The 23,418-nt window shown below is 68.6% G+C and carries 26 protein-coding genes and 1 pseudogene; 10 read left to right on the top strand and 17 right to left on the bottom strand.

Annotated features, from left to right (window positions below; all coding sequences use genetic code 11):
• Position 1: 1 nt before the first annotated feature.
• The gene (locus ACFSXZ_RS16205) at positions 2-1,573 is read left to right on the top strand and encodes an ABC transporter transmembrane domain-containing protein (protein WP_378265850.1); all 1,572 of its coding nucleotides are present in this window, start codon (positions 2-4) and stop codon (positions 1,571-1,573) included.
• Entirely contained in the window at positions 1,567-3,309 is a 1,743-nt protein-coding gene (locus ACFSXZ_RS16200; protein WP_378265849.1) for an ABC transporter ATP-binding protein, read from the top strand. Before ACFSXZ_RS16205 ends, ACFSXZ_RS16200 begins: the two co-directional genes overlap by 7 nt.
• On the opposite strand, the gene purQ is transcribed toward ACFSXZ_RS16200, so the two are convergent.
• From purQ to ACFSXZ_RS16180, 4 genes are all read right to left on the bottom strand, one after another.
• Positions 3,258-3,947: a phosphoribosylformylglycinamidine synthase subunit PurQ gene (gene purQ / locus ACFSXZ_RS16195; protein WP_378265848.1), complete on the bottom strand. Its 690-nt coding sequence runs from the start codon at positions 3,945-3,947 to the stop codon at positions 3,258-3,260. The genes ACFSXZ_RS16200 and purQ overlap by 52 nt on opposite strands.
• The gene (gene purS / locus ACFSXZ_RS16190) at positions 3,944-4,180 is read right to left on the bottom strand and encodes a phosphoribosylformylglycinamidine synthase subunit PurS (protein ID WP_378265847.1); all 237 of its coding nucleotides are present in this window, start codon (positions 4,178-4,180) and stop codon (positions 3,944-3,946) included. Before purS ends, purQ begins: the two co-directional genes overlap by 4 nt.
• A 96-nt stretch (positions 4,181-4,276) precedes the next feature.
• Entirely contained in the window at positions 4,277-4,717 is a 441-nt protein-coding gene (locus ACFSXZ_RS16185) for a L,D-transpeptidase (RefSeq protein WP_378265846.1), read from the bottom strand.
• 9 nt (positions 4,718-4,726) lie between these two features.
• Positions 4,727-6,214, bottom strand: a complete 1,488-nt coding sequence (locus ACFSXZ_RS16180) for an aldehyde dehydrogenase family protein (protein ID WP_378265845.1) — start codon at positions 6,212-6,214, stop codon at positions 4,727-4,729.
• Between the two features lie 292 nt (positions 6,215-6,506).
• Here ACFSXZ_RS16180 and ACFSXZ_RS16175 point away from each other — a divergent pair, with 292 nt between their 5' ends.
• Entirely contained in the window at positions 6,507-7,145 is a 639-nt protein-coding gene (locus ACFSXZ_RS16175; protein ID WP_378265844.1) for an MBL fold metallo-hydrolase, read from the top strand.
• Here the strand turns inward: ACFSXZ_RS16175 and ACFSXZ_RS16170 are convergent.
• The 3 genes from ACFSXZ_RS16170 to ACFSXZ_RS16160 form a co-directional block, all read right to left on the bottom strand.
• The gene (locus ACFSXZ_RS16170) at positions 7,064-7,804 is read right to left on the bottom strand and encodes a DUF2334 domain-containing protein (RefSeq protein WP_378265843.1); all 741 of its coding nucleotides are present in this window, start codon (positions 7,802-7,804) and stop codon (positions 7,064-7,066) included. The genes ACFSXZ_RS16175 and ACFSXZ_RS16170 overlap by 82 nt on opposite strands.
• A 96-nt stretch (positions 7,805-7,900) precedes the next feature.
• A complete protein-coding gene (locus ACFSXZ_RS16165) occupies positions 7,901-8,656 on the bottom strand; it encodes an amino acid ABC transporter permease (RefSeq protein ID WP_378265842.1) in 756 nt (251 codons plus the stop codon).
• Between the two features lie 3 nt (positions 8,657-8,659).
• Positions 8,660-9,424, bottom strand: coding sequence for an ABC transporter substrate-binding protein (locus ACFSXZ_RS16160; protein WP_378265841.1), 765 nt, complete (start codon positions 9,422-9,424; stop codon positions 8,660-8,662).
• Positions 9,425-9,544: 120 nt separating this feature from the next.
• Here ACFSXZ_RS16160 and ACFSXZ_RS16155 point away from each other — a divergent pair, with 120 nt between their 5' ends.
• On the top strand, positions 9,545-9,913 hold the full coding sequence (locus ACFSXZ_RS16155) for an antibiotic biosynthesis monooxygenase family protein (protein WP_378265840.1): 369 nt from the start codon (positions 9,545-9,547) through the stop codon (positions 9,911-9,913).
• A 73-nt stretch (positions 9,914-9,986) separates the two neighbouring features.
• On the opposite strand, the gene ACFSXZ_RS16150 is transcribed toward ACFSXZ_RS16155, so the two are convergent.
• Positions 9,987-10,706 carry a TetR/AcrR family transcriptional regulator gene (locus tag ACFSXZ_RS16150; RefSeq protein WP_378265839.1) on the bottom strand — a complete coding sequence of 240 codons (720 nt, stop codon included), beginning with the start codon at positions 10,704-10,706 and terminating at the stop codon, positions 9,987-9,989.
• A gap of 74 nt (positions 10,707-10,780) precedes the next feature.
• Between ACFSXZ_RS16150 and ACFSXZ_RS16145 the strand changes: the two genes are divergently transcribed.
• From ACFSXZ_RS16145 to ACFSXZ_RS16130, 4 genes and pseudogenes are all read left to right on the top strand, one after another.
• Complete coding sequence (locus tag ACFSXZ_RS16145; protein WP_378265838.1) at positions 10,781-11,002, top strand: hypothetical protein; 222 nt, start codon at positions 10,781-10,783, stop codon at positions 11,000-11,002.
• Positions 10,996-11,963: pseudogene (locus tag ACFSXZ_RS16140) on the top strand (MFS transporter). Before ACFSXZ_RS16145 ends, ACFSXZ_RS16140 begins: the two are co-directional and overlap by 7 nt.
• 163 nt (positions 11,964-12,126) lie before the next feature.
• Positions 12,127-13,038: an NADP-dependent oxidoreductase gene (locus tag ACFSXZ_RS16135; RefSeq protein WP_378265837.1), complete on the top strand. Its 912-nt coding sequence runs from the start codon at positions 12,127-12,129 to the stop codon at positions 13,036-13,038.
• A 65-nt stretch (positions 13,039-13,103) separates the two neighbouring features.
• The gene (locus ACFSXZ_RS16130; protein ID WP_378265836.1) at positions 13,104-14,147 is read left to right on the top strand and encodes a zinc-binding dehydrogenase; all 1,044 of its coding nucleotides are present in this window, start codon (positions 13,104-13,106) and stop codon (positions 14,145-14,147) included.
• Here ACFSXZ_RS16130 and purB read toward each other — a convergent pair.
• From purB to ACFSXZ_RS16110, 4 genes are all read right to left on the bottom strand, one after another.
• Complete coding sequence (gene purB, locus ACFSXZ_RS16125; protein ID WP_378265835.1) at positions 14,144-15,562, bottom strand: adenylosuccinate lyase; 1,419 nt, start codon at positions 15,560-15,562, stop codon at positions 14,144-14,146. The genes ACFSXZ_RS16130 and purB overlap by 4 nt on opposite strands.
• A gap of 106 nt (positions 15,563-15,668) precedes the next feature.
• Complete coding sequence (locus tag ACFSXZ_RS16120; protein ID WP_378266479.1) at positions 15,669-16,247, bottom strand: TetR/AcrR family transcriptional regulator; 579 nt, start codon at positions 16,245-16,247, stop codon at positions 15,669-15,671.
• 53 nt (positions 16,248-16,300) lie between these two features.
• Positions 16,301-16,972, bottom strand: coding sequence for a hypothetical protein (locus ACFSXZ_RS16115; RefSeq protein WP_378265834.1), 672 nt, complete (start codon positions 16,970-16,972; stop codon positions 16,301-16,303).
• The gene (locus ACFSXZ_RS16110) at positions 16,965-17,474 is read right to left on the bottom strand and encodes a SigE family RNA polymerase sigma factor (protein WP_378265833.1); all 510 of its coding nucleotides are present in this window, start codon (positions 17,472-17,474) and stop codon (positions 16,965-16,967) included. Before ACFSXZ_RS16110 ends, ACFSXZ_RS16115 begins: the two co-directional genes overlap by 8 nt.
• A gap of 175 nt (positions 17,475-17,649) precedes the next feature.
• Here ACFSXZ_RS16110 and ACFSXZ_RS16105 point away from each other — a divergent pair, with 175 nt between their 5' ends.
• Positions 17,650-18,606 (top strand): threonine aldolase family protein, encoded by a 957-nt coding sequence (locus ACFSXZ_RS16105; protein ID WP_378266478.1) that lies wholly within the window; start codon positions 17,650-17,652, stop codon positions 18,604-18,606.
• A complete protein-coding gene (locus ACFSXZ_RS16100) occupies positions 18,603-19,181 on the top strand; it encodes an HAD family hydrolase (RefSeq protein WP_378265832.1) in 579 nt (192 codons plus the stop codon). Before ACFSXZ_RS16105 ends, ACFSXZ_RS16100 begins: the two co-directional genes overlap by 4 nt.
• Here the strand turns inward: ACFSXZ_RS16100 and ACFSXZ_RS16095 are convergent.
• The 5 genes from ACFSXZ_RS16095 to ACFSXZ_RS16075 form a co-directional block, all read right to left on the bottom strand.
• Positions 19,178-19,360 (bottom strand): hypothetical protein, encoded by a 183-nt coding sequence (locus ACFSXZ_RS16095; RefSeq protein ID WP_378265831.1) that lies wholly within the window; start codon positions 19,358-19,360, stop codon positions 19,178-19,180. The genes ACFSXZ_RS16100 and ACFSXZ_RS16095 overlap by 4 nt on opposite strands.
• A 383-nt stretch (positions 19,361-19,743) precedes the next feature.
• Positions 19,744-20,502, bottom strand: coding sequence for a hypothetical protein (locus ACFSXZ_RS16090; protein WP_378265830.1), 759 nt, complete (start codon positions 20,500-20,502; stop codon positions 19,744-19,746).
• A 214-nt stretch (positions 20,503-20,716) separates the two neighbouring features.
• A complete protein-coding gene (locus ACFSXZ_RS16085; protein WP_378265829.1) occupies positions 20,717-21,868 on the bottom strand; it encodes a pyridoxal phosphate-dependent aminotransferase in 1,152 nt (383 codons plus the stop codon).
• Between the two features lie 51 nt (positions 21,869-21,919).
• Positions 21,920-23,050, bottom strand: coding sequence for a transglycosylase SLT domain-containing protein (locus ACFSXZ_RS16080; protein ID WP_378265828.1), 1,131 nt, complete (start codon positions 23,048-23,050; stop codon positions 21,920-21,922).
• Between the two features lie 18 nt (positions 23,051-23,068).
• A complete protein-coding gene (locus ACFSXZ_RS16075; protein ID WP_378265827.1) occupies positions 23,069-23,410 on the bottom strand; it encodes a hypothetical protein in 342 nt (113 codons plus the stop codon).
• Between the last annotated feature and the right edge of the window lie 8 nt (positions 23,411-23,418).

The following is a 23,418-nucleotide window of genomic DNA, read 5'->3' as shown; positions in this document are numbered from 1 at the left end:
AATGCGCCTGCCGGCTCGGCTGCTTCCCCTCCACTTTTTCGGGGCCCTGATTCGTGAGCGCCCGTGGTTGGCCGCGGGCGCCTGTGTGCTGGGCGCGCTGGCGTGGGCGCCGGGCGCGCTCCTGCCGCTGGCCATCGGCGGCGCGGTCGAAGCGGCCGGCCGCGGCACCGGGCTGGGCCGCTCGATCGGCGTGCTGCTGGTGGTCGGCGTGACGCAGGCCGGCTTCACCGCGGCGATGACCTTCGCCGTGCACGGCATGTGGATCCACGGCGCGACCACCACCCAGCGCACGGTTTCCGAGCACGTCGCCCGGCTCGGCGCGTCGCTGCGGGCGCAGGCCGCGACCGGTGACGTGATGGCGATCTCCTCGTCCGACATCGCCCGCATCGGCCACACGCTGGAGACGCTCGGCCGTGTGGTCGGCGCGACACTCGCGTTCGTCGTGGTCGGTGTCGCCCTGGTGACGATCGCGCCCCTGCTCGGTGCGATCGCGCTGGTCGGCATTCCGCTGGCGGTGCTGAGCATGGGGCGGCTCGTCTCCGTGTTGCAGCGCCGCAAACGTGCCCAGCGGGAGAAGCTTTCCGAGGTCAACGCGCTCGCCGCGGACATCGTGTCCGGGTTGCGGATCCTGCGTGGCATCGGTGGCGAACGCCGGTTCCTGCACCGCTTCCGCGCGGCCAGCCAGCGGGTGCGGCGGACCGGGATCGAGGTGGCGCGCAGCGAGTCCTGGCTTTCCGGCGCCGAAGTGCTGTTGCCGGGCCTGGTCACCGTGGCGATCACCTGGCTCGGTGCGCGGATGGTGACCACCGGTGGGCTCAGCGTCGGTGAACTGGTCTCGTTCTATGCCGCGGCGGCGTTCCTGGCGTGGCCGGTGACCACGGCCACCGAAGGCGCTTACGCCTTCACGTCGGGATTCGTCGGGGCCCGGAAGGTCTGCGGGGTGCTGCGGCTTCGTCCGTCACTGGCGGACCCGGCGGACCCGACGCCGTTGCCCGAGGGACCGCTCGAACTGCACGACTCGGCGGCCGGGCTGACCGTGGTCGCCGGCAAGCTCACCGTGATCAACGCCGGAAGGCGAGCGGAGGCGCTGGCGGAACGTCTGGCCAGGTTCACCGAGCCGCCGCAGGGTGAGCGGGTGCTCGTGTCCGGCGTGCGCGCGGACCGGGTGGCGCTGGCCGAACTGCGGGCCAGGGTGGTCTACGCGCACAACCAGGACATCTGGTTTTCGGGGGTGCTTCGCGACCAGTTCAGTCCACCCGAACGGGCCGGGATCGCGCTGTGGGCGGCCGACGCCGAGGACATCGTCGAGAGCCTGCCGGACGGGATGGACGAGTTGATCGGCGAGCGCGGCCGCGAGGTCTCCGGTGGTCAACGGCAACGGCTGAGCCTGGCCCGTGCGCTGGCCCTGGACGCCGACACGTTGCTCCTCGACGAACCGACCTCGGCGGTCGACACGCACACCGAAGCCCGCATCACCGAGCGGATCGCCGAACTGCGCCGTGGGCGGACAACGGTGGTGTTCACCGAAAGTCCATTGTGGACAGTGGTGGCGGACGAGGTGATCACGTGCTGAGATTGCCTTTGGCGAATGGGACGCAGACGCGGGCCTGGGTGTCGCGCACGTTCCGGGCACACCGGGCGGAGATGGTGACCGTGCTGGTGCTCTACTGCGCCGCCACGGTCTTCGGCTTGGTCGGGCCTCAGATCCTGGGCAGGCTGGTCGACTCGGTGACCGGTGGTGGCGGTGCGATCGACACGCTGGCGCTGGTCTTCCTCACGGTCCTGGTCGCGCAGGCCGTGCTCCGGAGGTACGCCAGGCTGCGCGGTGGGATGCTCGGTGAGCGGGTGCTCGCCGAGACCAGGGAAGGCTTCGTGGAGCAGGCGCTGCTTCTCCCGCTGGGGACGGTCGAGGCCGTCGGCACCGGCGACCTGCTCAGCCGGGCCACCACCGACGCGGACCGGATCGACTTCGCGGTGCGGAACGGGGTTCCCGAGGTCGTGGCCGCGTTGATCACCGTGCTGCTCACCACGGTCGCGATGGTGCTGACCTCGCCGCTGCTGGCGCTCGGCCTCCTGGTCGCGGCGGTGCTCATCGGGGTGTCCATGCGCTGGTACTGGCGCCGTGTGCCGTCCGTCGTGGCGCCGATGCTGGACTGCTGGGCCGACGTCCAGACCAGCATGCACGAGACCGCGGACGGGGCGCGGACCGCCGAGGCGCTGGGCATGACCGAGCAGCGGATCGCGCGGGGCAATCGCGACCTCGGCGCCGCCAGGGACGGCGAGTTCGCCCTTCGACGGCTCGTCGTGGCCTGGCTCCCGTCGGCCCGGTTCGCCCAGGTGCTTCCGCTGGTGGTGATCCTGGTGATCGGCGCCTGGGCGTACGAGCGGCACCTGGTGGCGCTCGGCACCATCGCCACGATGCTGGCGTACATGCAGGCCATCGGCGGTCCGCTGGAGGAGCTCCTGTGGTGGACCGAGGACGTGCAGGTTTCGGCGACCTCCCTGCGCCGCGTGCTCGGGGTCCGTGGCGACCGGCGGGATCGGGTGCCCTCGGCCGGCCCGCGCGGCCGGGAGATCGTGGTGCGGGACGTGCGCTACGGCTACACCGCGGACCGTGAGGTCCTGCATGGAATCGATCTGCGGGTGCCGCCCGGGCAGCGGCTGGCGATCGTGGGGCCGTCGGGGGCCGGGAAGTCGACCTTGGGCAGGCTGCTCGCCGGTGTCGCGGCGCCACACTCAGGATCGGTCACCATCGGCGGGGCGGAGGTGTCCGCGCTGGCCGACGACGTGTTGCGCGGTGAGGTGCTGCTGCTGACCCAGGAGCACCACGTGTTCGCCGGCACGCTGCGCGAGAATCTGACGCTGCCCGCGGGCGAGTGGACCGACGAAACCCTGGTGCGGGCGCTGGACGCGGTGGGGCTGTCCGAGTGGTCCGGCTCACTGCCGGACGGCCTCGACACGCGCCTCGGTGCGGGCGCGGTGGCCGTGCCCGCGGCCACCGCGCAACAACTCGCGCTGGCCAGAGTGGTACTCGCGGATCCCCACACCGTGGTGCTCGACGAGGCGACGTCGTTGCTGGACACGTCCTCGGCCCGCCACCTGGAGCGCTCGCTGAACCGCGTTCTGGCGGGCCGGACCGTGATCGCCATCGCGCACCGGCTGCACACCGCGGCGGCCGCCGACCGGGTGGCGGTCGTGGAGGACGGCCGGATCACCGAACTCGGGTCCCACACCGAGCTCTTGGCCGCGGACGGTCCTTACGCCCGGCTCGTCGCCGCCGCCGAGGTGAGCGCGTCCACCGCGGAGTAGAACATGCCGAGACCGTCGTCGGAGGGCCCGGTCAGCGCGTCGATCGCGTGCTCGGGATGCGGCATCAGGCCGACCACACGGCCGGTGGCGTCGCGAATGCCCGCGATGTCGTGGTAGGAGCCATTGGGGTTCGAGCCGGCGTAGCGGAACACCACCCTGCCCTCACCCTCCAGTTCGTCCAATGTGGACTTGTCGGCCACGTAGCCACCCTCGCCGGACTTGAGCGGGACGAGGATTTCGGCGCCGGCGTCATACCGCGTGGTCCACGCCGTGGTCGTGTTCTCCACCCGGAGCCACTGGTCCCGGCAGACGAAGTGAAGCTTCTTGTTCCGTACCAGAGCACCCGGCAGCAGCCCGGCCTCACAGAGGATCTGGAACCCGTTGCAGATGCCGAGCACCGGCATGCCACGGCGGGCCGCCTCCACCACCGGGCCCATCACCGGCGCGAACCGGGCGATGGCGCCGCAGCGCAGGTAGTCGCCGTAGGAGAACCCGCCAGGCACGATGACCGCGTCCACTCCCCGCAGGTCCTCGTCGGCGTGCCAGAGTGAAACCGCTTCCGCTCCGGCGTAGCGGGCGGCACGCGCCGCGTCCACGTCGTCCAGAGTGCCGGGGAAGGTGATGACACCGATCTTCACGAGAGCCTCCGGACCGTCCACTCTTCGATCACCGGGTTGGCCAGGAAGCCTTCGGCGATCTTGGCCAGCGTCTCGTCGTCGACCGAGTCGTCGACCTCCAGCTCGAAATGCTTGCCCTGGCGCACCTCGCTCACCCCGTGGAAACCGAGGCGGGGCAGGGCACCGGCGACGGCCTGGCCTTGTGGGTCCAGGATTTCCGGCTTGGGCATTACGTCAACCACGACTCGGGCCACGGCGGGTCGCTCCAGTATTCGCAGGTCGGGGGTACTCCACGAGCCTATCCGATCCCTCTGGAGCCGACCCGCCGCGCCCGGTTTCCGGCGAGGCGGTCAGCTCTTGACCTCGACCACGTCACCGGGGTGGAGATACTGGAAGAAGGCGACCGCGTCCGCGTGGGACAGGTGCACGCAGCCGTGTGACTGGACACGCAGGCTGCCTTCGTGGAAGGCCACGCCGGTATTGGTGAAGAACACCGAGTACGGCATCGGACCGTTGTATTCCGTGCTGTAGAAATTCTTGTCCTTGTACTGCACCCGGAACGTACCGGTGGGCGTTTCGTCACCCGGCCTTCCAACGGTGACCGGTACGGCGCCGCGCGTGACCGAGCCGTTGTTCATCAGCCAGGCCCGGTTGGTGTGCAACTGAAGGCAGGCTCGTGCCTTGGCGTCACACGGTGTTTGTGCTGCTTGCGCGGTCGGAGCCAGACCGATTCCCAGGCTCGAGAGCGTCGCCATCAGGATTGTTCCGATGAGTGTTCTCTTGGTAGCCATAGGTTATGGCTACCCGCTTGCGCCCCGTCCATGCAGGATGCCGGTCAACTTCGCGACAAGCTTGTCGGTCTTGTCCGTGCGCGTGAACGTGGTCAGCCGGACCGGCACCGCGAATCGCTGCCGGGCGATCGCCTTGGCCCACGTGAATTCCCGTAGTCCGTCGGCTCCGTGGATCCGTCCGAAACCCGAGTCGCCCACCCCGCCGAAGGGCAGCGACGGGATGCCCGCGAAGGAAAACGGCGCGTTCACCGAGGTCATCCCAGCCCTCAGTCGTCGCGCCAGCCGGATGCCGTTTCGCCGGGAGAAAACCGTCGAGCCGAGCCCGTACCGGCTGGCGTTCGTCTTGGCCACCGCTTCGTCCATGTCGCGGACCTTCACGACGGTCATCGTCGGGCCGAAGGTTTCTTCCTGCACCGCTTCGGAATCCTCGGGCACGTCGACGAGAACGGTCGGCTGGACATAGCGATCCCCGACGCCGTTCATGCCCCCGGTGAGCGCGCGGCCGCCGCGCTCCAGCGCGTCCGTGATGTGCCGGCGGACGACCTCCAGTTGTGCCGGCATGGTCATCGGGCCGTAGTTCTCGCCCGGGGTGACCTTGCGGGTCAGTTCGACCACCTTGGCCACGAAGGCCTCGTGCACCCGCTCGTGCACGTACACCCGTTCCACGCCGATGCAGGTCTGGCCGGCGTTGGAGAAGGCGCCCCAGACCGCGGCGTCGGCGGCCGCGTCCAGATCGGCGTCGGCGTCCACCAGCAGCGCGTCCTTGCCGCCGCCCTCGATCACCACCGGGGTCAGGTTTTCCGCCGCCGCGGCCATGATCTTCTTGCCGGTCGCCGTCGATCCGGTGAACGCGATCTTTCCGACCCCGGCGCGAACGAGCGCGGACCCGGTTTCGCCGAAGCCGGTGACCACCTGCAGCACCGGGTGTTCTCCGACGACCTCGGCGAAGGTGTCGGCGAGCCATCGCCCGACGCCGGGAGTGTGTTCGCTGGGCTTGAACACCACGGCGTTGCCCGCCGCCAGCGCGTAGGTAATGGAGCCGAGTGGCGTGTAGACCGGGTAGTTCCACGGCCCGATCACGCCGACCACACCGAGCGGCCGGTATTCGACGGAAGCGGTGTGGTTGGCGAGCATGACCCCGGCGGGACGGCGTTTGCGGCCGAGCACCTTGCGCGCGTTCTTGGCCGCCCAGGCGATGTGCTCCACCGCGAGGACGATTTCCAGTTGCGCGTCGCCACGCGGCTTGCCGGTCTCCTTCCCGACGATCGCGCACAGCTCGTCGAGACGCCTGGTCATCACCGCGGCCCAGCGCCGCAGCCGTACGGCGCGGCCGTCGAAGCCGAGGGAGTCCCACCAGTGCGCGGCATCTTCGGCACGCGCGACGGCCTCCCGCACCTCCTCTTCGGTGTGCACGGGATGCGTGCCGACGACCTCGCCGGTGGCGGGGTCGAGTGACTCGAAGGTTCGCGTGGTGGTTTCCGGCTTCACCGCGGTCATCGACTCGGCTCCTTGTCTCTGCCTGTTAATGAACGCGCCCAGCCGATCTCGTGACCAGGGCTCTTCTTAGCGTCTGACTCTCTTATTGCTGGTCGGAGCCCTGCCCCCGAGATCGGCTACCTTCGGACGGCGCGTTCGGCTGGTTGCTTTCCCAGCCAACTCGCGATTGGCAGGCGGTCTCGTGTGATCTGGGCCAGGATGGCACACCATCGCGAGCGGGCATAGGCTGGAAAAGTCCTTTGTAGTGGGTCGAAGTCCGAGTTCCTGCCCGAGTGAGGGAGCGACACCGATCATGCGAATCGTCCATTATGGACACGCCTGCGTCCTGCTGGAGACCGGTTCTACGCGGATTCTGCTGGACCCCGGCGTGTTTTCCGAGGGCTTCGACGCCGAGCGCGAACTGGACGCGGTGCTGATCACCCACCAGCACTTCGACCACATCGACGAGAAACGGCTCCCGGCCTTGCTCGAAGCGAATTCCGGCGCGAAGCTGTTCGTCGATCCCGGTTCCGAGGACACCGTGCGCAAACTCGGCCTGGAGTACCAGGTCGTGCGTCCCGGCGATTCGTTCGAACTGGGCGGCACCGCCGTGAACGTGGTCGGCGGCGAGCACGCGGTGATCCATGCCGACATCCCGGTCATCCCGAACATCGGTTACCTGATCGACCACGGTGCGTTCTACCACCCCGGCGACGCGTTCTTCGTGCCCGAGCAGAAGGTCGACGTGCTCGGCCTGCCGACCGGCGCGCCCTGGCTCAAGGCGGGCGAAGCGGTGGACTTCATGCGTGCCGTGGGCCCCCGGGTTGCGGTGCCGATTCACGAGGCGGTGCTCGCGAACCCGGCGATGCACTACGGGTTGTTCACCAACCTCGCGCCTGAGGGCACCGAGGTGCTGGTCGCGCCGCGCGGGGAGGCCACGAAGGTGGCGTAGGTCGCCGCGGCGGCCCCGTTTTCGAGGGCGACGTCGATCGCGTCGAGGAACGCCTGCCGGGGGCCCGGCTTGGCCAGGTCGCTTGCGGCCACGCCGAGCCGGACCAGTCCGCCACGCCGGGCAGCCCGCGCGGCGGCCAGTACCAGGGCGAAGCAGCGCACCGTCTCGGTGTGTCGTCCCCCTGCCGCGAATTGCTGCACCCTGGCCCGGTACACCTTCGAAGTCCGCAGGTCATGGACGGCCACGAGGTCGGCGCACAGCCGGAAGCCCAGCTCGCGGAGCGCCTGCTGAGTGCCCCGCGACCCGAGCCAGCGCGGCGGGGCGAACCCGTTCGCGGTCAGGCCCGCGTGGTCGAGCGCGGCGGTCGCGGCGATGAGGCGCAGTCGCGCTTCGTGGGCCGGGAGCGCGGCGAACTCGGCCCGTCGGCCGAGGTTGATCCGGTGTCCCGGGGTGACACGATGGTCGTAGCCGTGCAGCAGCAGGCTGTCACCCAGCCGGGTCCGCTCGCGGACCCAGTCGAGTACCGCGTGTTCACCGGTAGGCGCGAACAGCAGGGACAGCGGCACCTTGCGGCGGTCCAGTTCCGTGGCGAGGCCGGCGCAGTCCCGCAGGGTGCCGGGCCGGATGCCGGACAGCGAGACCAGCAGTCGTGCGTCCATGCTCTCCATTGGGCCATGCCGGCGCCACAGCGGAGTGACCGCTCGTTGAACGCGGAGCACCTGGGAGAGGAACCGCTGGAACCGAGGTGGACCACGTCAGGCGACCTTCCCGCCGGCGACGAGTCCGTCGAGGCCACCGGGCTCCCGCCGGGTCGCCGCACGCCCCGCGCGCAGCCGTTTGTCGATGTGGTTGACCAGGTGGGTCAGCGGCACGGTGATGACCAGGTAGCACAGCCCGGCGGCGACAAGCGGCGACAGGTTTCCCGTGTTGGCGGCCAGATCCTGGGCGATGCGGAACAGTTCGCGCTCGGAGGTGAGAAAGCCCAGGAAGTAGACCAGGCTGGAGTCCTTGACCAGCGAGATGAACTGGTTCACCAGCGCGGGTAGCACGCGGCGGACGCCCTGTGGGATGACCACCAGCCACATCGCCTTGGCGTAACTCATCCCGAGCGCACGAGCGGCCTCCATCTGGCCCTTGTCCACGCTCTGGATACCGGACCGGAAGATCTCGCCGATGTAGGCGGAGGCGACGAGGCTGAGCGCGAGGATCCCGAGCGGGTAGGGGTTGCGGCCCACGATGCCACGCGCGACCACGGCGAGCCCTTGCCCGATGAGAAGGATGGTCAGGATGGTGGGCAGGCCGCGGAAGATGTCGGTGTAGACGCGGGCGGGCCAGCGAAACCACCGCTTCGTCGACAGTCCGAGTATGGCCAGGCCCATGCCGAGCACGGTGCCGACGGCCGCCGAGCAGACGGCCAGCACCAGGGTGTTGAGCAGGCCTGTGCGCAGCAGGTCCGGCAACACCTGAAGGATGTAGTCCCAGTCGAAGAAGGTGCCGAGAAAGGCGTTCATCCGCTACTGGCCGGCCCTGAACTCGGCGGGTACCGCCTCACCGGGCTCGAACTGCTGGTGCAGCCGGGTCCAGGTGCCGTCGGCGATCACCTGTTTGAGTCCACCGTTGATCTTGTCGAGCAGTTCGCCGTCGCCCTTGCGCACCGCGTAACCGTGCGGAACCGTCGTGGTGATCGACTTCGTGACCTTCAACGCCGGGTTCTCCGTCGCGTACTGCTCGGCACTGGCCTTGTCGAAAACGGCCGCGTCCACTGATCGTGTGGTGAGTGCGCTCACCACGGCGGCGTCGCTGGGGAATCGCACCACCTGGGCGGCAGGCACCGTGCCGCTCAGCCAGGTGTCCGAAATCGTGCCCTGGACGACGCCGACCCGCTTGCCCGCCAACGAGTTTTCGTCGGTGACCGGCGCCTGCGGTGCGGCTTCGATGCCGAGTGACTCGTAGTTGTAGGCGGCGGAGAAGTCGACGGTCTTCTTGCGCGCGTCCGTCTGCGCGATGCCTGCGCTGCCGATGTCGAACTGACCGTTCGCGACCTGGCCGAGCACCGCGGAGAAGTCGGTGGCGACGAATTCCAGTTTCATGCCCTGCTTGTCCGCGATCGCCCGGAGGAGTTCGTTGTCGAACCCGGTGAACCGGCCGTTCGCGGAATAGGCGTTGGGCTTCGAATCGGAAAGTGTGCCGACGCGGAGGGCCGGTGAGCCGGATCCGCCGCAGGCGGAAGTGATCGTGATCAGGACCGGGACGATGGCTGCCAGGACGAATCTCTTCACGGCCTTCACCTTGCCAAGCCGGCTCACCCGACGGGGGTAACGATCCCACATTGTGAACTTTGGGTTGGTCAGGAAGACACGAACTCACGGACCGCACCCGTCTTGATCCCGCTCCCGGCCTTGACTTACCATCGTTACATGAACCTTAACGATGGTAAGTCAACCGGACCGGTCACCTTCATCAACGTCTTCGAGATTCCGCGCGAGGATGTGGAGGTCTTCAAGGCGGGCTGGCGCCGGCTCGCCGGGATCATGGCCTCCGCGCCGGGTTTTCGTGATGCGCGGCTTCACGAGGCCATCTCCGGCGAGACTCGGTTCCAGCTCGTGAACGTCGCGCAGTGGGACAGCGAGGAGGCATGGCGCGCGGCCGCCGCGAACCCCGAAATGCGGACGGCCTCCCAGGAGGCGGGCGCCGACCCGGTGTTTCAGCGCGCCATCCAGAACACGGGCCTGTACCGGCCGATTTTCGCCTTTGGCACCGAAGGCTGAGCGCGGCGGCACGACTGTCGAGATTCGCGCCAGAGGCCAAGAAGGGTCCCGGCAGGCCGCCGCGCGTGAGAGGTCAACGCATCAATGTGTCGAGGATTTGGTCGAGGCCGAGGTGGAAGAGTTCGTCCTGGCTCCACCGTCCGTCGACGAAGCCGTACGTGCTGAGCGTGGGATAGAGCTCCTTGAGGCCGGTGATGTGAGCCCGTGCCTTGGCCAGGACCGCGGGATTGTCCAACAACCGCCAGGTGGCGCCGTTCATCGCCGCGCCGATGACGAAGTCGACCAGCAGGCTGGTGGCGGTCGCGAGCTCTTTCCCGGACAACCCGGCGCGGACCAGCATCGCCTGCAGGAACTCGGTCCGCGCCAGCACGTTCGGGCCCAGCAGGGGTCGCCCGAGCAGGCTGGGCGACCACGGGTGCGCGAGCATCGCCGCTCGCCAGCCGAGTAAGAGCTCGCGAAGCGCGGCGCGGGGTTCAGGACCAGGCTCGGGGATCCGCACTTCGCCGATGACGTGGTCGAGTGCGATGTCGAGCAGGTCGTCCTTGTTCGAAACGTGCCAGTAGAGCGCGGTCGACGTCACCTCGAGTCGCTGGGCGAGCCGCCGCATGGTCAGCCGCTCCGACCCGTGCGCGTCAAGTTCCGCGACGGCCGCGTCGATGATCCGCTCCAGGGTGAGCGGCGCGGCCCGTCGCTGCTTGCGTTCCCCGCCTTCGCGAAGCCACAGGACATCGCTGCCACCAGCGTCGGCCGACGTCGGCGGGCTCCCGCTCTCGCGGGTCTCTTCCGTGGTCACGATCACTCACCCTACCCGTCGTATCGGTGACTTACCGATGATAAGTTAATTTAACGACGGAAAAGAAGGTCGCTATGAGCATCGATACACCTGAAGGATCCGGCCGGCGGGCCGGCACGCTGCGCGGCCGAGACCCGGTGCGCGAGGGACCCCGCCTGGCCAACCGATGGGTCGCCCTCGTCGTCCTGAGCCTCGCTCAGCTGATGGTCGTTCTGGACTCCACGATCGTGAACATCGCGCTGCCGCCGCTCAGCACGACCTCGGTTTCTCGATCGGTGACCGGCAATGGGTGGTGACCGGGTACGCGCTCGCGTTCGGCAGCCTGCTGCTGCTCGGTGGACGACTGTCGGATTTCTTCGGACGGAGGCGGCTGTTCCTCGTCGGAATGACCGGTTTTGCGGTCGCGTCGGTCGTCGGTGGTGCCGCGAGCGGGTTCGAAGTGCTGCTGCTCGCCCGCATCGTCCAAGGTGCGTTCGGTGCGATGCTCGCGCCCGCCGCGCTGTCGATGTTGTCGGTGACGTTCGCGGACGACGCGGACGAGCGTGGTCGCGCGTTCGGATCTTCGGCGCGGTCTCGGGCGCCGGAGGTGCGCTGGGACTGCTGCTGGGCGGCCTGCTCACCCAGGAGCTGTCCTGGCGGTGGTGTCTGTACGTGAACGTGATCATCGCCGTGATCGCGTTCGCCGGCGCGCTGGTCGTCCTCGGCGACCGAGGCCGGCCGGAGCGCACCCGGCTCGATATCCCGGGCACGGTCACCGCGCTCCTCGGCCTGTTCGGTGTCGTCTACGGCCTCGGTAACGCGGCGGCGAAGGGCTGGAAAGACTTCTGGACGCTGGGGCCGGTGATCGCCGGCGTAGTGCTCGTCGTCGTGTTCGTGCTGATCGAGCGCCGCACCGGTCACCCGCTGCTCCCGCTGTCGGTGATCCTGGACCGCGCCCGGGGCGGGGCCTATCTGTCGATCGGGATTTCGGGTACCGGTGGTTTCGCGGTCTTCCTGTTCCTCACCTACTACCTCTACTACCTCTCGGAAGCGCTGAAGTTCACCCCACTTCAGACCGGCGTGGCCTTCCTTCCCCTGAGCGCACTGGTGATCGCGGGCGCGGTGTTCTCCGGGGCGGTGCTCCTCCCGCCGCGATCACGGATTACCTCGACGCGCATGCCGCGACGGCAACCCCGGACACGATCGTCGAGGCCACCCTCTCCGGCTACCATTTCGTGTTCTGGATCGCGGCGGCATTGTTCCTCGGGAGTGCCATAGTGGCCGCCACTCTTTTTCGTCGCGGCCCGCTGCCGGCCGACCCGGACGTGGCGCCCGTCATCGCGCATTGACGAATCTTCGACATCGGTGAAAATCCGGGAAAAATCTCTCCGCGAAAACACGAAAATAGATCGCGCAGGTCGCGCGGAAGGTGAGGAAAACAATGAAAGCAGCACAGTTCAGCCGGTTCGGCGGCCCCGAGGTGCTCGAGATCGTGGAGCTGCCCGACCCGCATCCGGGTCCCGGTCAGGTCCGGATCGTCGTGCACGCGGCCGGAATCAACGCCTCGGAGTGGAAGATCCGCAAGGGCATGCTGAGCTTCGGCGCGGGGCTCCCCCAGACCACCGGGCGCGACGTAGCGGGCGTCGTCGACGAGGTCGGCGAGGGCGTGACCGACGTGACCGTCGGCGATCGCGTCTTCGGTATTTCCGACGACGGCGCCGGCGCGGCCGAGTTCGCACTGCTGACCTTCCGCGCGATCATCCCTCCGGCACTGGGTTTCGTCGACGCGGCCGGACTCCCCTGCGCGCTCGAAACGGCGACACGCAGCCTTGACCAGCTCAAGGTCGGGGCGGGCGGCACACTCTTCATCAACGGCGCCACCGGGGGAATCGGCGGCACGGCCGTCCAGCTCGCGGTCGCACGTGGCGCACGGGTCATCGGCGCCGCCGGCCCCGCCAACCAGAACTACCTGAGCCTGCTGGGCGCGGAGCCCGTGACGTATGGCGAAGGCATGGTCGAGCGGGTTCGCGCGCTCGCCCCCGACGGCGTCGACGCCGCGGTCGATGTCGCCGGGAATGGCATCCTGCCCCAGCTCATCGAACTCGCCGGCGGTGCGGAAAACGTGGTGACACTCGCCGACTTCGAGGGCTCCGAGAAGCACGGAGTGCATTTCAGCAATGGGTTCGCCGACGGCCACGCGTTCCACTCACTCGGCCAGGTGGGCGAGCTGATCGAGGCGGGCCGATTCTGGCTTCCGGTCGACCGGACCTTCCCGCTCGAAGAGATCGCCGAAGCACATCGCCTCAGCGAGCGTGGCCGCGTCCGAGGCAGGCTGGTGCTTGTCATCAACTGAATTCGACGTCCGTTTCCGTGGACGACGAATCCATCGAGTACCCGACGAATCCCCGAGGAAAAATCTTGTCCGAAATTCTCGCCATTCCACCGGACGCCGGGTCGATCCCCGGCCGGGCCCGCGCGCTGCACCTGATCGCCCGCCCCGAGGGTCCGCTGACGACGGAGATCTTCCGCTCGGCCGAGGTCTCGGTGAGACCACCGGGGCCCGGCCGTGTCCTCGTACGTACCGAACATCTGGGTGTCACGGCCGTGCTGCGCGAGCGCATGGATGCCAGCAGCAACCTGCCCGTAGCGCCGTATTCGCTCGGCGAGCCGCCGGTCGGACCTGCCATCGGCACCGTCGTGGCGAGTCCGGACGAGGCGGTACCGGCCGGGACGCTGGTCGCGTATTGGGGACCGTGGGCGGAGTATGCCGATGTCGAGGCAGGCGCACTGCGGATTCTCGATCCGCGTTTGCTACCCGCGCCCGAGTACCACCTCGCCGCCGCGAACGGGGCGACCGCGCTGCTCGGGATACGCGACATCGCTCAGGTCGGCAAGGATGACGTGGTCCTCGTGTCCGGGGCCGCCGGCGGTGTCGGCTCGCTGGCGGGCCAGATCGCCCGGCGTTTGGGGGCGGCCTGGGTGATCGGGACCGCGGGGTCGGCCGAGAAGTGCCGGTGGTTGGTCGACGAACTCGGTTTCGACGCGGCGGTCGACTACCACCAGGACGACCTCGCCGGGGCCCTGCGCGAGGTGGCGCCCGACGGGATCTCGGTCTATCTCGACCTGGTCGGTGGCGCGCAGTTCGAGGTGGCCGTCGCCGTCGCGGCGGCCGGCGCCCGCATCGCCGTGGGCGGCGCGCTGTCGACCCAGCAGGCGGGCGCACCCTGGCCGCGCCTCGACACCCAGACCGCGATCATGAAGCGCCTGACCGTCCGGGCCTACGCCCTGGCCTACGCGCCGCACGTGCTGGGCGAGTGGCCCGCGCTGTTCGCCGGGTGGCTCGCCGAGGGCATGGTCTACCCGCACACCGCCGTGGAGGGCGGACTCGACGCCGTGCCGCAAGCTCTGGTCGACCTCGTCAGCGGGCGCTACCGAGGGCACGTCTCGGTGCGCGTGTCCTAGAGGATCGGCGCCGGGGTGTAGTCGGTGGCTTCGGGGAAGCGGGCGAGCACGCCTTCGATCCGTTGGACCACGGAGACGATCTGGGCCGCCGCGACGCCGGTGAAGGAGAGCCGGTCGGCGAGGAGGCGGTCGAGATCCTCACGCGTGAGGGGCAGGCGGTCGTCGGCGGCGAGGCGGTCGAGCAGGTCGTTGTGGGCCCCCTCCTCGCGCATGGCCAGCGCGACCGCGACCGCGTTCTCCTTGATCGCCTCGTGCGCGGTCTCGCGGCCGACGCCCGCGCGCACCGCCGCCATGAGCACCTTCGTGGTGGCCAAGAACGGCAGGTATCGGGCCAGTTCGCGCGCCACCACGGCCGGGAACGCGCCGAACTCGCCGAGTACGGTGAGGAAGGTCTCCAGCAATCCGTCCAACGCGAAGAACGCGTCGGGAAGCGCCACGCGGCGGACCACGGAGTCGGACACGTCGCCCTCGTTCCACTGGTCGCCGGCCAGCTCGCCGGTCATCGACAGGTAACCGCGGAGCACCACGGCAAGCCCGTTGACCCGCTCGCACGAACGGGTGTTCATCTTGTGCGGCATGGCCGAGGAACCGACCTGGCCCGGTTTGAACCCCTCGGTGACGAGTTCGTGCCCGGCCATCAACCGGATGGTCTTCGCCAGGCTCGACGGCGCCGCGGCGAGTTGGACGAGCGCCGACACGACGTCGAAGTCCAGAGACCGGGGATAGACCTGGCCGACGCTGGTGAACGTCCGGCCGAACCCGAGATGGTCCGCGATCCGGCGTTCCAGCTCGTCGAGCGCGGATTCGCCGCCGAGCAGGTCGAGCATGTCCTGGGCGGTGCCGACCGGCCCCTTGATGCCACGCATCGGGTAGCGCGCGATGAGGTCATCAAGACGTTCGAACGCGACCAGCAGCTCATCGGCCGCCGTGGCGAACCGTTTGCCGAGGGTGGTCGCCTGCGCCGCGACGTTGTGGGAACGACCCGCCATGACCAGATCCGCATGCTCCACCGCCAGGGACGCGAGCTGCGCCAGTACGGCCGCCACCCGGCCGCGGACCAGGTCCAGTGAACGCCGGATCTGCAACTGCTCGACGTTTTCGGTGAGATCGCGCGAGGTCATGCCCTTGTGCACGTGCTCGTGCCCGGCCAGCGCGTTGAACTCCTCGATCCGGGCCTTGACGTCGTGCCTGGTCACTCGCTCGCGGGCGGCGATCGAGGCGAGGTCCACCTGATCGGCGACCCGCTCGTAGTCCTTGATCACGTCCTCATCGACCCCGACACCGAGTTCGGCCTGCGCCTGCAGCACCGCGATCCACAACTCGCGTTCGAGGACCACCTTCCGCTCCGGCGACCAGATCGACACCAGCTCGTCGGAGGCATAACGCGAGGCGAGGACATTGGGAATGGAGGTCACGGCCCCAGCCTAGATGTCTTGAAGTCCGTGTTTTCGCTCGAGGTGAGAAGGGGCGCGCGCACGGAGAAACACAGCCTAAACGGCTCGGTACGGGGTGCCGGGGGTGCTACCGCAGTGCGTCGCGCAGCATGGCCCGGGCCGCGGCGCGGGGGTCCGGATCCACTTCGATCAGCGCGTTCACCACCGCGCCATCGACCAGCGCGATGAGCTGCTGCAACCGTTTCTGGTCGATCGGAAAACCCGAACGGGTGAAAATTTCGGTCAGCAGTTCCTGGAATTCGGCCTGCATCGTGCGCATGAGCGGCCGGAGGTAGGGCCTCCGCCCGGTGGTGACGAAACGTTCGTAGCGCAGCAGGAGCACTTCGAGACCGGCCTCTTCGCCGAGAAGCTGGTCGAGCACGAGCTCGATGAGCGCGTCGGCATCGCGGTGCTCGGTACCGAGTCCGGCCAGCGCGGCCCGGCCACGATCGAGTTCGACCCGGCCACTGTGCTCCATCGCGGCACTGATCAGGTCTTCGAGCGAATCGAAGTAGTAGGTCGTGGACGCCAGCGGCAGCCCCGCCCGCTCGGCCACGGCGCGGTGCCGCACGGCATCGAAACCGCCTTCGAGCAGCAGCTCCGAAGCCGCTTCGATCAGGGCCGCGCGTCTGCGCTCACCCTTGGGCGTGCTCGCCGCTGTCATGATCCGAATCTAGAGGCTGGGTACCCGGGGCGCGCGATCGGATTCGGGCTCGGCGTTCAAAAGCGCGGGGCCAGATCGCGCACGATCGACTCCAGGTGGTTCTCCCATGGTGGCGCGCTGCCCGGGTCCGGCGCGCTGGAAACCACCAGGGTCGCCCCGCTCGGCGTCTCTTTCCTTATCGACGCCACCCCGGCGGCCGGCGGAGGAACGGCGCCCGACGGCACCAGCGTCACCGAGAGAAACCCTCTTCGGTCTCCGTCGCTGATCCGGAATCCCGCGGAGCGCGCCCCGGCCGGACAGGCGGGATCGGGAGAGGCGTCCACCGCACCGGTGACCGGAAGCTCGCCGGCGAGGGCGGTGGCGAGCTCCCGGTCCACCTTTTCGCACCCTGAGGTGCCTTCGGCCCGAGGGCCGGCCTCCCCGGTACCGCCGCTTCCCTGCAAGGGCGACGGGGTGGAGGCGTCGGAGGGAGGTGCGGGCCGCCCCGCCGGTGGTCCGCCGGTCGTCACCTGCGGTGCGCCCGAGGTGGTGGTGCCGGTGAAACCGAAACGGGTCAGCCCGAGACCCACAAGTACCAGGACGACACAGCCGGCCGCCAGGATCAGCGCCGAACGGCGGCGAGCGGTGGCCCGGGCGGACGCCGTGGTGACGTCCGTGAGGTCGAACGTGGGTGGGGGCGGCTCGCCCGGCGCCTCCCGGAACAACGTGCCCAGCTCTCGCTCATCCATGGGTCTCCACCTCCGCCCCCAGCGCGTTCCGCAGTGTGGCCAGGCCACGGGAGGTCTGGCTCTTCACGTTTCCTTCGCTGCAACCGAGGGCGTTGGCCACGGCCGCGACGTCGAGTCCCGCGAAATAACGCAGGACCAGTACCGCGCGCTGTTTCGGCGGTACCTGGCGCAACCCGTTGATCAGATCGGTGCGGGTGGCGACCCGATCGTCGACCGGGTCGTCGCGGGTTTCGGGTTCCGGAAGCCGCTCCACCTGCCGCTCTCTCCGCCAAGGGCGCCTAGACTCGTCAATTGACGCCCTGACGAGGGTCTTCCGGAGGTAGGCGTCGGTGGCCGCACGGTCACGGATCCGGTGCCACCGCCGGTGCAGTGTGACGAACGCCACCTGGGCGAGGTCGTCGGCGCGGTGCCAGTCCCCGCAGAGCAGGAACGCGGTCCGGCGCACGAAGTCTCGCTTGGCAGCGAAGTACTCCGCGAACTCCTGTTCGTCGCGCTCGTTCACCGGCCTCCCGGGCGTCTCGTGATGAAGACGGAAACCGACCCACTTACGGTTGCATACCTTCTTGTAGATCAACTAACGGGTGTGATGTGATCTAACCGTGACCTTCACCGGCGTTTCACCACTCGACTTTCGCTCCGACACCGTCACGCGACCGGATGAAGCGATGCGCAGAGCGATGGCGTCGGCGGAGGTCGGGGACAACGTGCTCGACGGTGATCCCACCATCCGTGCCCTCGAGGAGCGCGCGGCGACCGTGCTCGGCATGCCCGCCGCGCTGTGGACGCCCAGCGGGACCATGGCCAACGTCATCGCGTTGAGCCTGCACCTCGAGCGCGGTGACCGGTTCCTGGCGCCGAAGGACGCGCACGTGCTCAACAGCGAACTGGGCTCGGCGGCCTGGCTCGCCGGCGGGATGCCTTACGCCTTGGAGCACGACGCCGGGCCCGGCCGTCCCAAGGTGGAAACCCTCGCCAAGGCCATCGGCCCCCGCAACGTCCCGTACTACTTGTTGCGGACCGCGCTGTTGTGCCTGGAGAACACGCACAACGCGGCGGGCGGAGCGATCATCCCGCCCCATGAGCACGCTCAACTGCTGGCCACCGCCCGGCGGGCGGGCCTGCGCGTGCACCTTGACGGGGCCCGGCTGTGGCACGCCGCCGTCGCTCTCGGCCTGCCGCCGGCCGCGTTGACCGTGGGGGTCGACAGCGTGTCGGCGTGCTTCAGCAAGGGGCTGGGCGCGCCGGTCGGCTCCGTCGTCGCGGGAAACGTCACGTTCGTCGAGCGAGCGCGGCGGATGCGCCAGATGCTCGGAGGCGGCGTGCGCCAGGGCGGGGTTCTCGCCGCCGCGGCGCTGGTGGCGCTCGACCGCATCGGCGACCTGGAAGGGGACCACGAGAAGGCGCGGAGGCTGGCCGCCGGGCTGGCCGATCTCGGCTGGGAGGTCGACACCCCGGAGACCAACATCGTGGTGGCCAGGGTCGCCGACATTTCGGTGACCCTCGAGTCCCTCACCGCGATCGGCGTGCTGGCGATGTCGACGGGCACCCGGGTCCGGTTCGTCGCGCACCGGGACCTTTCCGTCGACGACATCGACGAGGCGCTGATGCGGATCAAGGCCGGGGGACATCCGTGACGAACTGGGTGGTCTTCGACTACGGCGAGGTCATCTGCGGGCGGACGAACGCCCTGCCGGAGCTGGCCGCCACGCTGGGAGTGGCCGCCGCCGACTTCGAACCGCACTACTGGGCCCAGCGGGACTCCTACGATCGCGGCGCGTCCGATCTCGACTACTGGCGGGCCATCGGCAAGGGGCTCGGAGTCGATGTCGACAAGTCCACTTCGGACACGTTGACCGAGATCGACATCGCGGGCTGGTCGAGGATCGAGCCGACATCGCTGGAACTGCTCGCCGCCCTGGACGAGGCCGGTACCGCGCTGGCGCTGTTGTCCAACGCGCCGGCCTCGTTCGCGCGCTTCGCCGAAAAGCAGGACTGGGCGGGTTACTTCCGGGTGCGGCTGTTCTCCGGCGACATCGGCGTCGCCAAGCCGGATCCGGAGATCTTCCGCCGGCTGCTCTCCCGCCTGGACGCCGCGGCCGAGGACTGCCTGTTCTTCGACGACCGGCAGTCCAATGTGGACGGCGCGCGGGCGGTCGGCCTGCGCGCCCACGTGTGGCGCGGTGCCGAGGCGGCGCGTTCGGCAGGTTAGGGAATCTGCTTGCGGCTCTTGCCGCCCTTGATCGCCCCGTAGGCCGCCGCCCCGAGGAAGCCCACGGCGCCGATCACCGCGATCACCAGCACGGCCTTGAACAGGAACCCGATCACCGACCCGATCACCATGAACGCCACCCAAGCGATGATCAGCGCCCCCACGATCTTCCAGAACATGGCATCCCTCCGCCTTTCCCTGTGGGTCATCCGGACCCGCTCACAGCCAGGCTCCCACGGAAGGAGCCGGGAACGCTCGCACTCCGACCAACGTTCAGGGACAACTCAGGGTTCCTCCGGATGGGTGGGCACCGCGCTTCATCAGGCCATACCGGGTGCTCGCTCTGGATCTTGTAGTCCGTCAGGGCGGTGGATGCCCGATTACTCGTCGTCGAACAAGGTGGGGCCACCCGGTAGGTAAGGCCGATCGACCCACACGTCCGCGACCCGCGATCCGATCGGGAAGTCATCCTTGTCGAGGGTGAAAAGAACATCCGCTCCGGCTTCGACAGCGCTGGCGATGTGGATGGCGTCGCCAGGGTCATACCGCTATGTCGTAACTGTCAGGCCGTGCCACGCACGTCCCCCAGGTATGCCTTCACCGTGGACGCCAGTGCGTCGGGGGCGACACCGGCGCCCGTGCCCAGGCGGGGCGATTCATCTCGCGTCTTGAGCCGGGTCAGTACTCGGAGTTCCACGGAAACGGGTCGTCCTCGGTAGTCACGGACAAGTTTGCCGCGAGCTTCGACTCGACGGCCCACCTCTTGGCGCACCTCGTCGACCTGCGCTTGCGAGAAGCGGATCGTGACTGAGGACCCACCCCCGTCCGGCCAGAGGCGTGCCTCTCGACGGTCATGCAAACTCAGGGAGTCGAGGCGCCCGATGACGGACCCGATAGCGATCCGCCTGGACTCCGTCGCCTGTTTGAGGTGGTCGCGCGCTGCGTTCGTAACACGAACCCGGTCGACGACAAGGGCGCCGTCACGCAGGATCAGTTCGACGCCGGCATCGGTGAAAGTGCCCAGGTTGTCCGATACGCCGCGGCCGTCTTGTACCGCGGAGTCACCCCATCCATTCGGAACGGACGGCACACGCTCGGCTTCCCGAAGGCCGGTGAGAACGCGTCGGAACGCGGCGTCCGTGTCGTCAGACGAACGAAGAGGCCGAAGACCTGTGTCGACACTGCCCTCCCGGAGGTGGGTGAACTGAACTGGCCCGCCACCAAGAGCCTTTACGAGATCGACGAGATGATGCAGCCCCGCCAATACGCGGCTGGCATCCATTGTGTCGATTTCGCCGTGAACGTAGACATCGAGTTCCATGTCGGCCCACCTCCTCGGCTCTCATCATGGACCCTCTTCAGCATCACATCACCTCCAGACGTGACGATCGTTGCCAACCGGTCGGGGACCACACAAAAGAAGTACGTCTTCCGCTGGAGTGGGCCTTTACCTCCTGAGGACCTACTCCAGCGGAGCTAAGCGCGTCGTAGGGCCGCCAAGCGCCTCAGGAGTAGCGCGGTTCCGCCACGGTCGGTCACAGCCAGTTCGCGAGTCGTTTGACGCCCTCGGTCAGTTCCTCGGCCGAGCCCGCGAACGAAAACCGTACGTGCTTGCCGCCGTCGACGCGGTCGAAGTCGATGCCGGGGGTGATGGCGAGCCCGGTGTCGGCGAGCAGCCGCTGGCACCAGCTCAGACTCTCCGTGGTGTGGGCCGACACGTCGGTGTAGGCGTAGAAGGCGCCGTCGACCGGCGCCACCCGGTCGAGGCCGATGCCGCGGAGGCCGTCGAGCAGGAGGTCGCGGTTGTCGCGGTAGCGCGCCACGTGGCCGTCGAGTTCGGCGTAGGAGGACGGTTCGAACGCGGCGACCGCGGCGTACTGGGCGATCGCGGGAGCGCAGATGTTGAGGTTGCCGGTCAGCACGTCCACCGCCCGGTGCAGTCGCCGTGGCACCAGCATCCAGCCGAGCCGCCACCCGGTCATCGCGAAGTACTTCGAAAACGAGCCGAGGACGATGGAATCGCGTGAACTGGTCCAGGCGCAGGCGGTCTCCGCGCCGTAGGAGATGCCGTGATAGATCTCGTCACTGATCAACCGAACACCTCGCGCCGCGCACCAGCCCGCGATCGCGGCGAGTTCGGCGGCGGGAAGCACGGTGCCGGTCGGGTTCGCGGGGCTGGCGACGACCAGACCGGAGATCGGCCCGAGTTCCTCGAGAAGATCCACGGTCGGCTGGTACCTCGCGGGGAACTCGACGACCTCGCAACCGAGCGTGGACAACAGGTTCCGGTAGGCCGGGTAGCCGGGGCGGGCCATCGCGACCCGGTCGCCGGCATCGAACGCGGCGAGGAAGGACAGCAGGAATCCACCCGAGGACCCGGTGGTCACGATGACGTCGTCGGGGCTTACGTCGAGCGCGTAGCGGCGGCGATAGTGGCCGGCGATGGCCTCGCGTAACTCGGGAATGCCGAGCTGGACGGTGTAGCCGAGGTTCCGGTCACGAAGCGCGCGTTCGGCGGCCTCGCGGACCGGCTCGGGCGCCCCATCGGTCGGCTGACCGGCGGCCAGCGAGATCACGTCACCGTGGGTGCGTTGCCGCGCCTGCGCCGCCGAAAGTACGTCCATGACGTGGAACGGCGGAACGTCGGCGCGCCGGGCAGGGGGAGGGAATGCCGCCATGTCGACCATTCCCTCAGGTTAGGGCGAGCCCTCGCACCCAGGGTTGTGAGACGCCTTTCCCTAGTAACCGACGTAGCCGCCGCCGTGGGCCATCGCCTGGATGCCCGGCGTGTTCGCGATGCTGCCGTACCGGCTCATCGTGTAGCGGACACCCGCGATGATGTTGTCCACCGGGTTGTAGATGTCGTTGTGGCCGGGCAGCTTGTAGGAGTTGAACGTCGAGTCGATGCACTGCATCAGGCCCTTCGACGGGTGCCCCGCCTTGGCATTGGAATCCCACAGGTTGATCGAGTTGGGGTTGCCGCCGGACTCGTGCTGGATGATCGCCCAGATGTTCTTGACGTCGGCGTCGGTCACCGGCACGCCCGCGGCCTGCAACTCCTTGATGGCCTCTTCGATCCACTGCTGGACGTTTCCCGGTGGCTGTGTCGCCGGGGGACCACCGCTTCCGCCCACGTCGAGGCTGCCGTCACCGCCGCCTCCGCCCCCGCCGCCGCTGTAGTAGGAGTGGTGACCGCCGGAGGTGGCACCACCGGTGCTCGACGCGACCGCGGGCGCCGTGCCGAGTGGCTTCACCGTCGAGTAACCGCCCTCGACGTCCTGCTTGACCAGGCCCATGACGCGGTTGATGTGGTCGTTCGCGGAGTTCAGCAGCCCCTGGATCTGGTCACGCGCCCCGGAGGCGATGGCACTCGTGTTCTTCGCGTTCGTCGCCATGATCTCCGACGATGTCGGGCTCGGCATGACCGCGCCCTCCATGCCGGCGTGCACGGCGCGTTCCTGGCCCTCCGCCGCGTTCGCCCGCGTGACGGCCTGGCTGTTCGCGCTGTCGATCTGCTTCTTGGCGTCGTCCTGGATGGTCTGGATCTTGCCCTTGATGTCGGACAGCCCGGCCTGGAGATCGGTCAGCTCACGGGACACCTGGTCGAGGTGTTCGTTGACCTTCTGCCCCGCGTCGCCGATCGTCTTGACGTAGTTGAAGAAGGCGTCGGCCGCGGGGCCCGACCAGGTACCGCCACCCAGTATCGCGGTCGCGCTGCGCAGTGCCGCCGCATGATCCGCGGAATCCTTCGAAGCGCGGTCGAACTGATCCGCGACATCCTGGATCGCCCCCGGGTTCAGCTTTTCCACCTGCTGAGCCTTGGAGGTGACCTCCGCCCACTCGGGCGGCATCCCCGGCGCGGCTACCATCGCTGTTTCCCCCCGTCCCTACTGCTGCAGGCTTCTGCCTTTGTCGGCGATGTTGTCGCCGGCCGCGTTGTCCGTCTCACGCATCACTCGCGCGATCTCACGCAGTGCCCCGCCCGTGGACAACATCAGGTTCGCGGCGGCGTCGAACTGTCCGTGCATGCCATCGCGGTAGGACCCGAGCGCGTCGGCCATCCCCTCCGACGGATGCTCGCCCGGCCGCTCGTCCGGGTGCCTGATGGCGCCGAACGGGTTTTCGCCGACCACACCGGTCATCTTGGCCTTCGATTCGAGAAAGTGCCGGTGAATGGCTTCGATCCGACCGGCGACATGCTCCAGCGAGTCCGGATCATGCTCGACCACGCGCTTCA

It is taken from the genome of Amycolatopsis pigmentata (genome assembly GCF_042684065.1).
GTDB lineage: Bacteria > Actinomycetota > Actinomycetes > Mycobacteriales > Pseudonocardiaceae > Amycolatopsis_E > Amycolatopsis_E pigmentata.
Note: the sequence above shows the minus strand (reverse complement) of the source record. Positions and strands in the feature narration are given on the sequence as shown.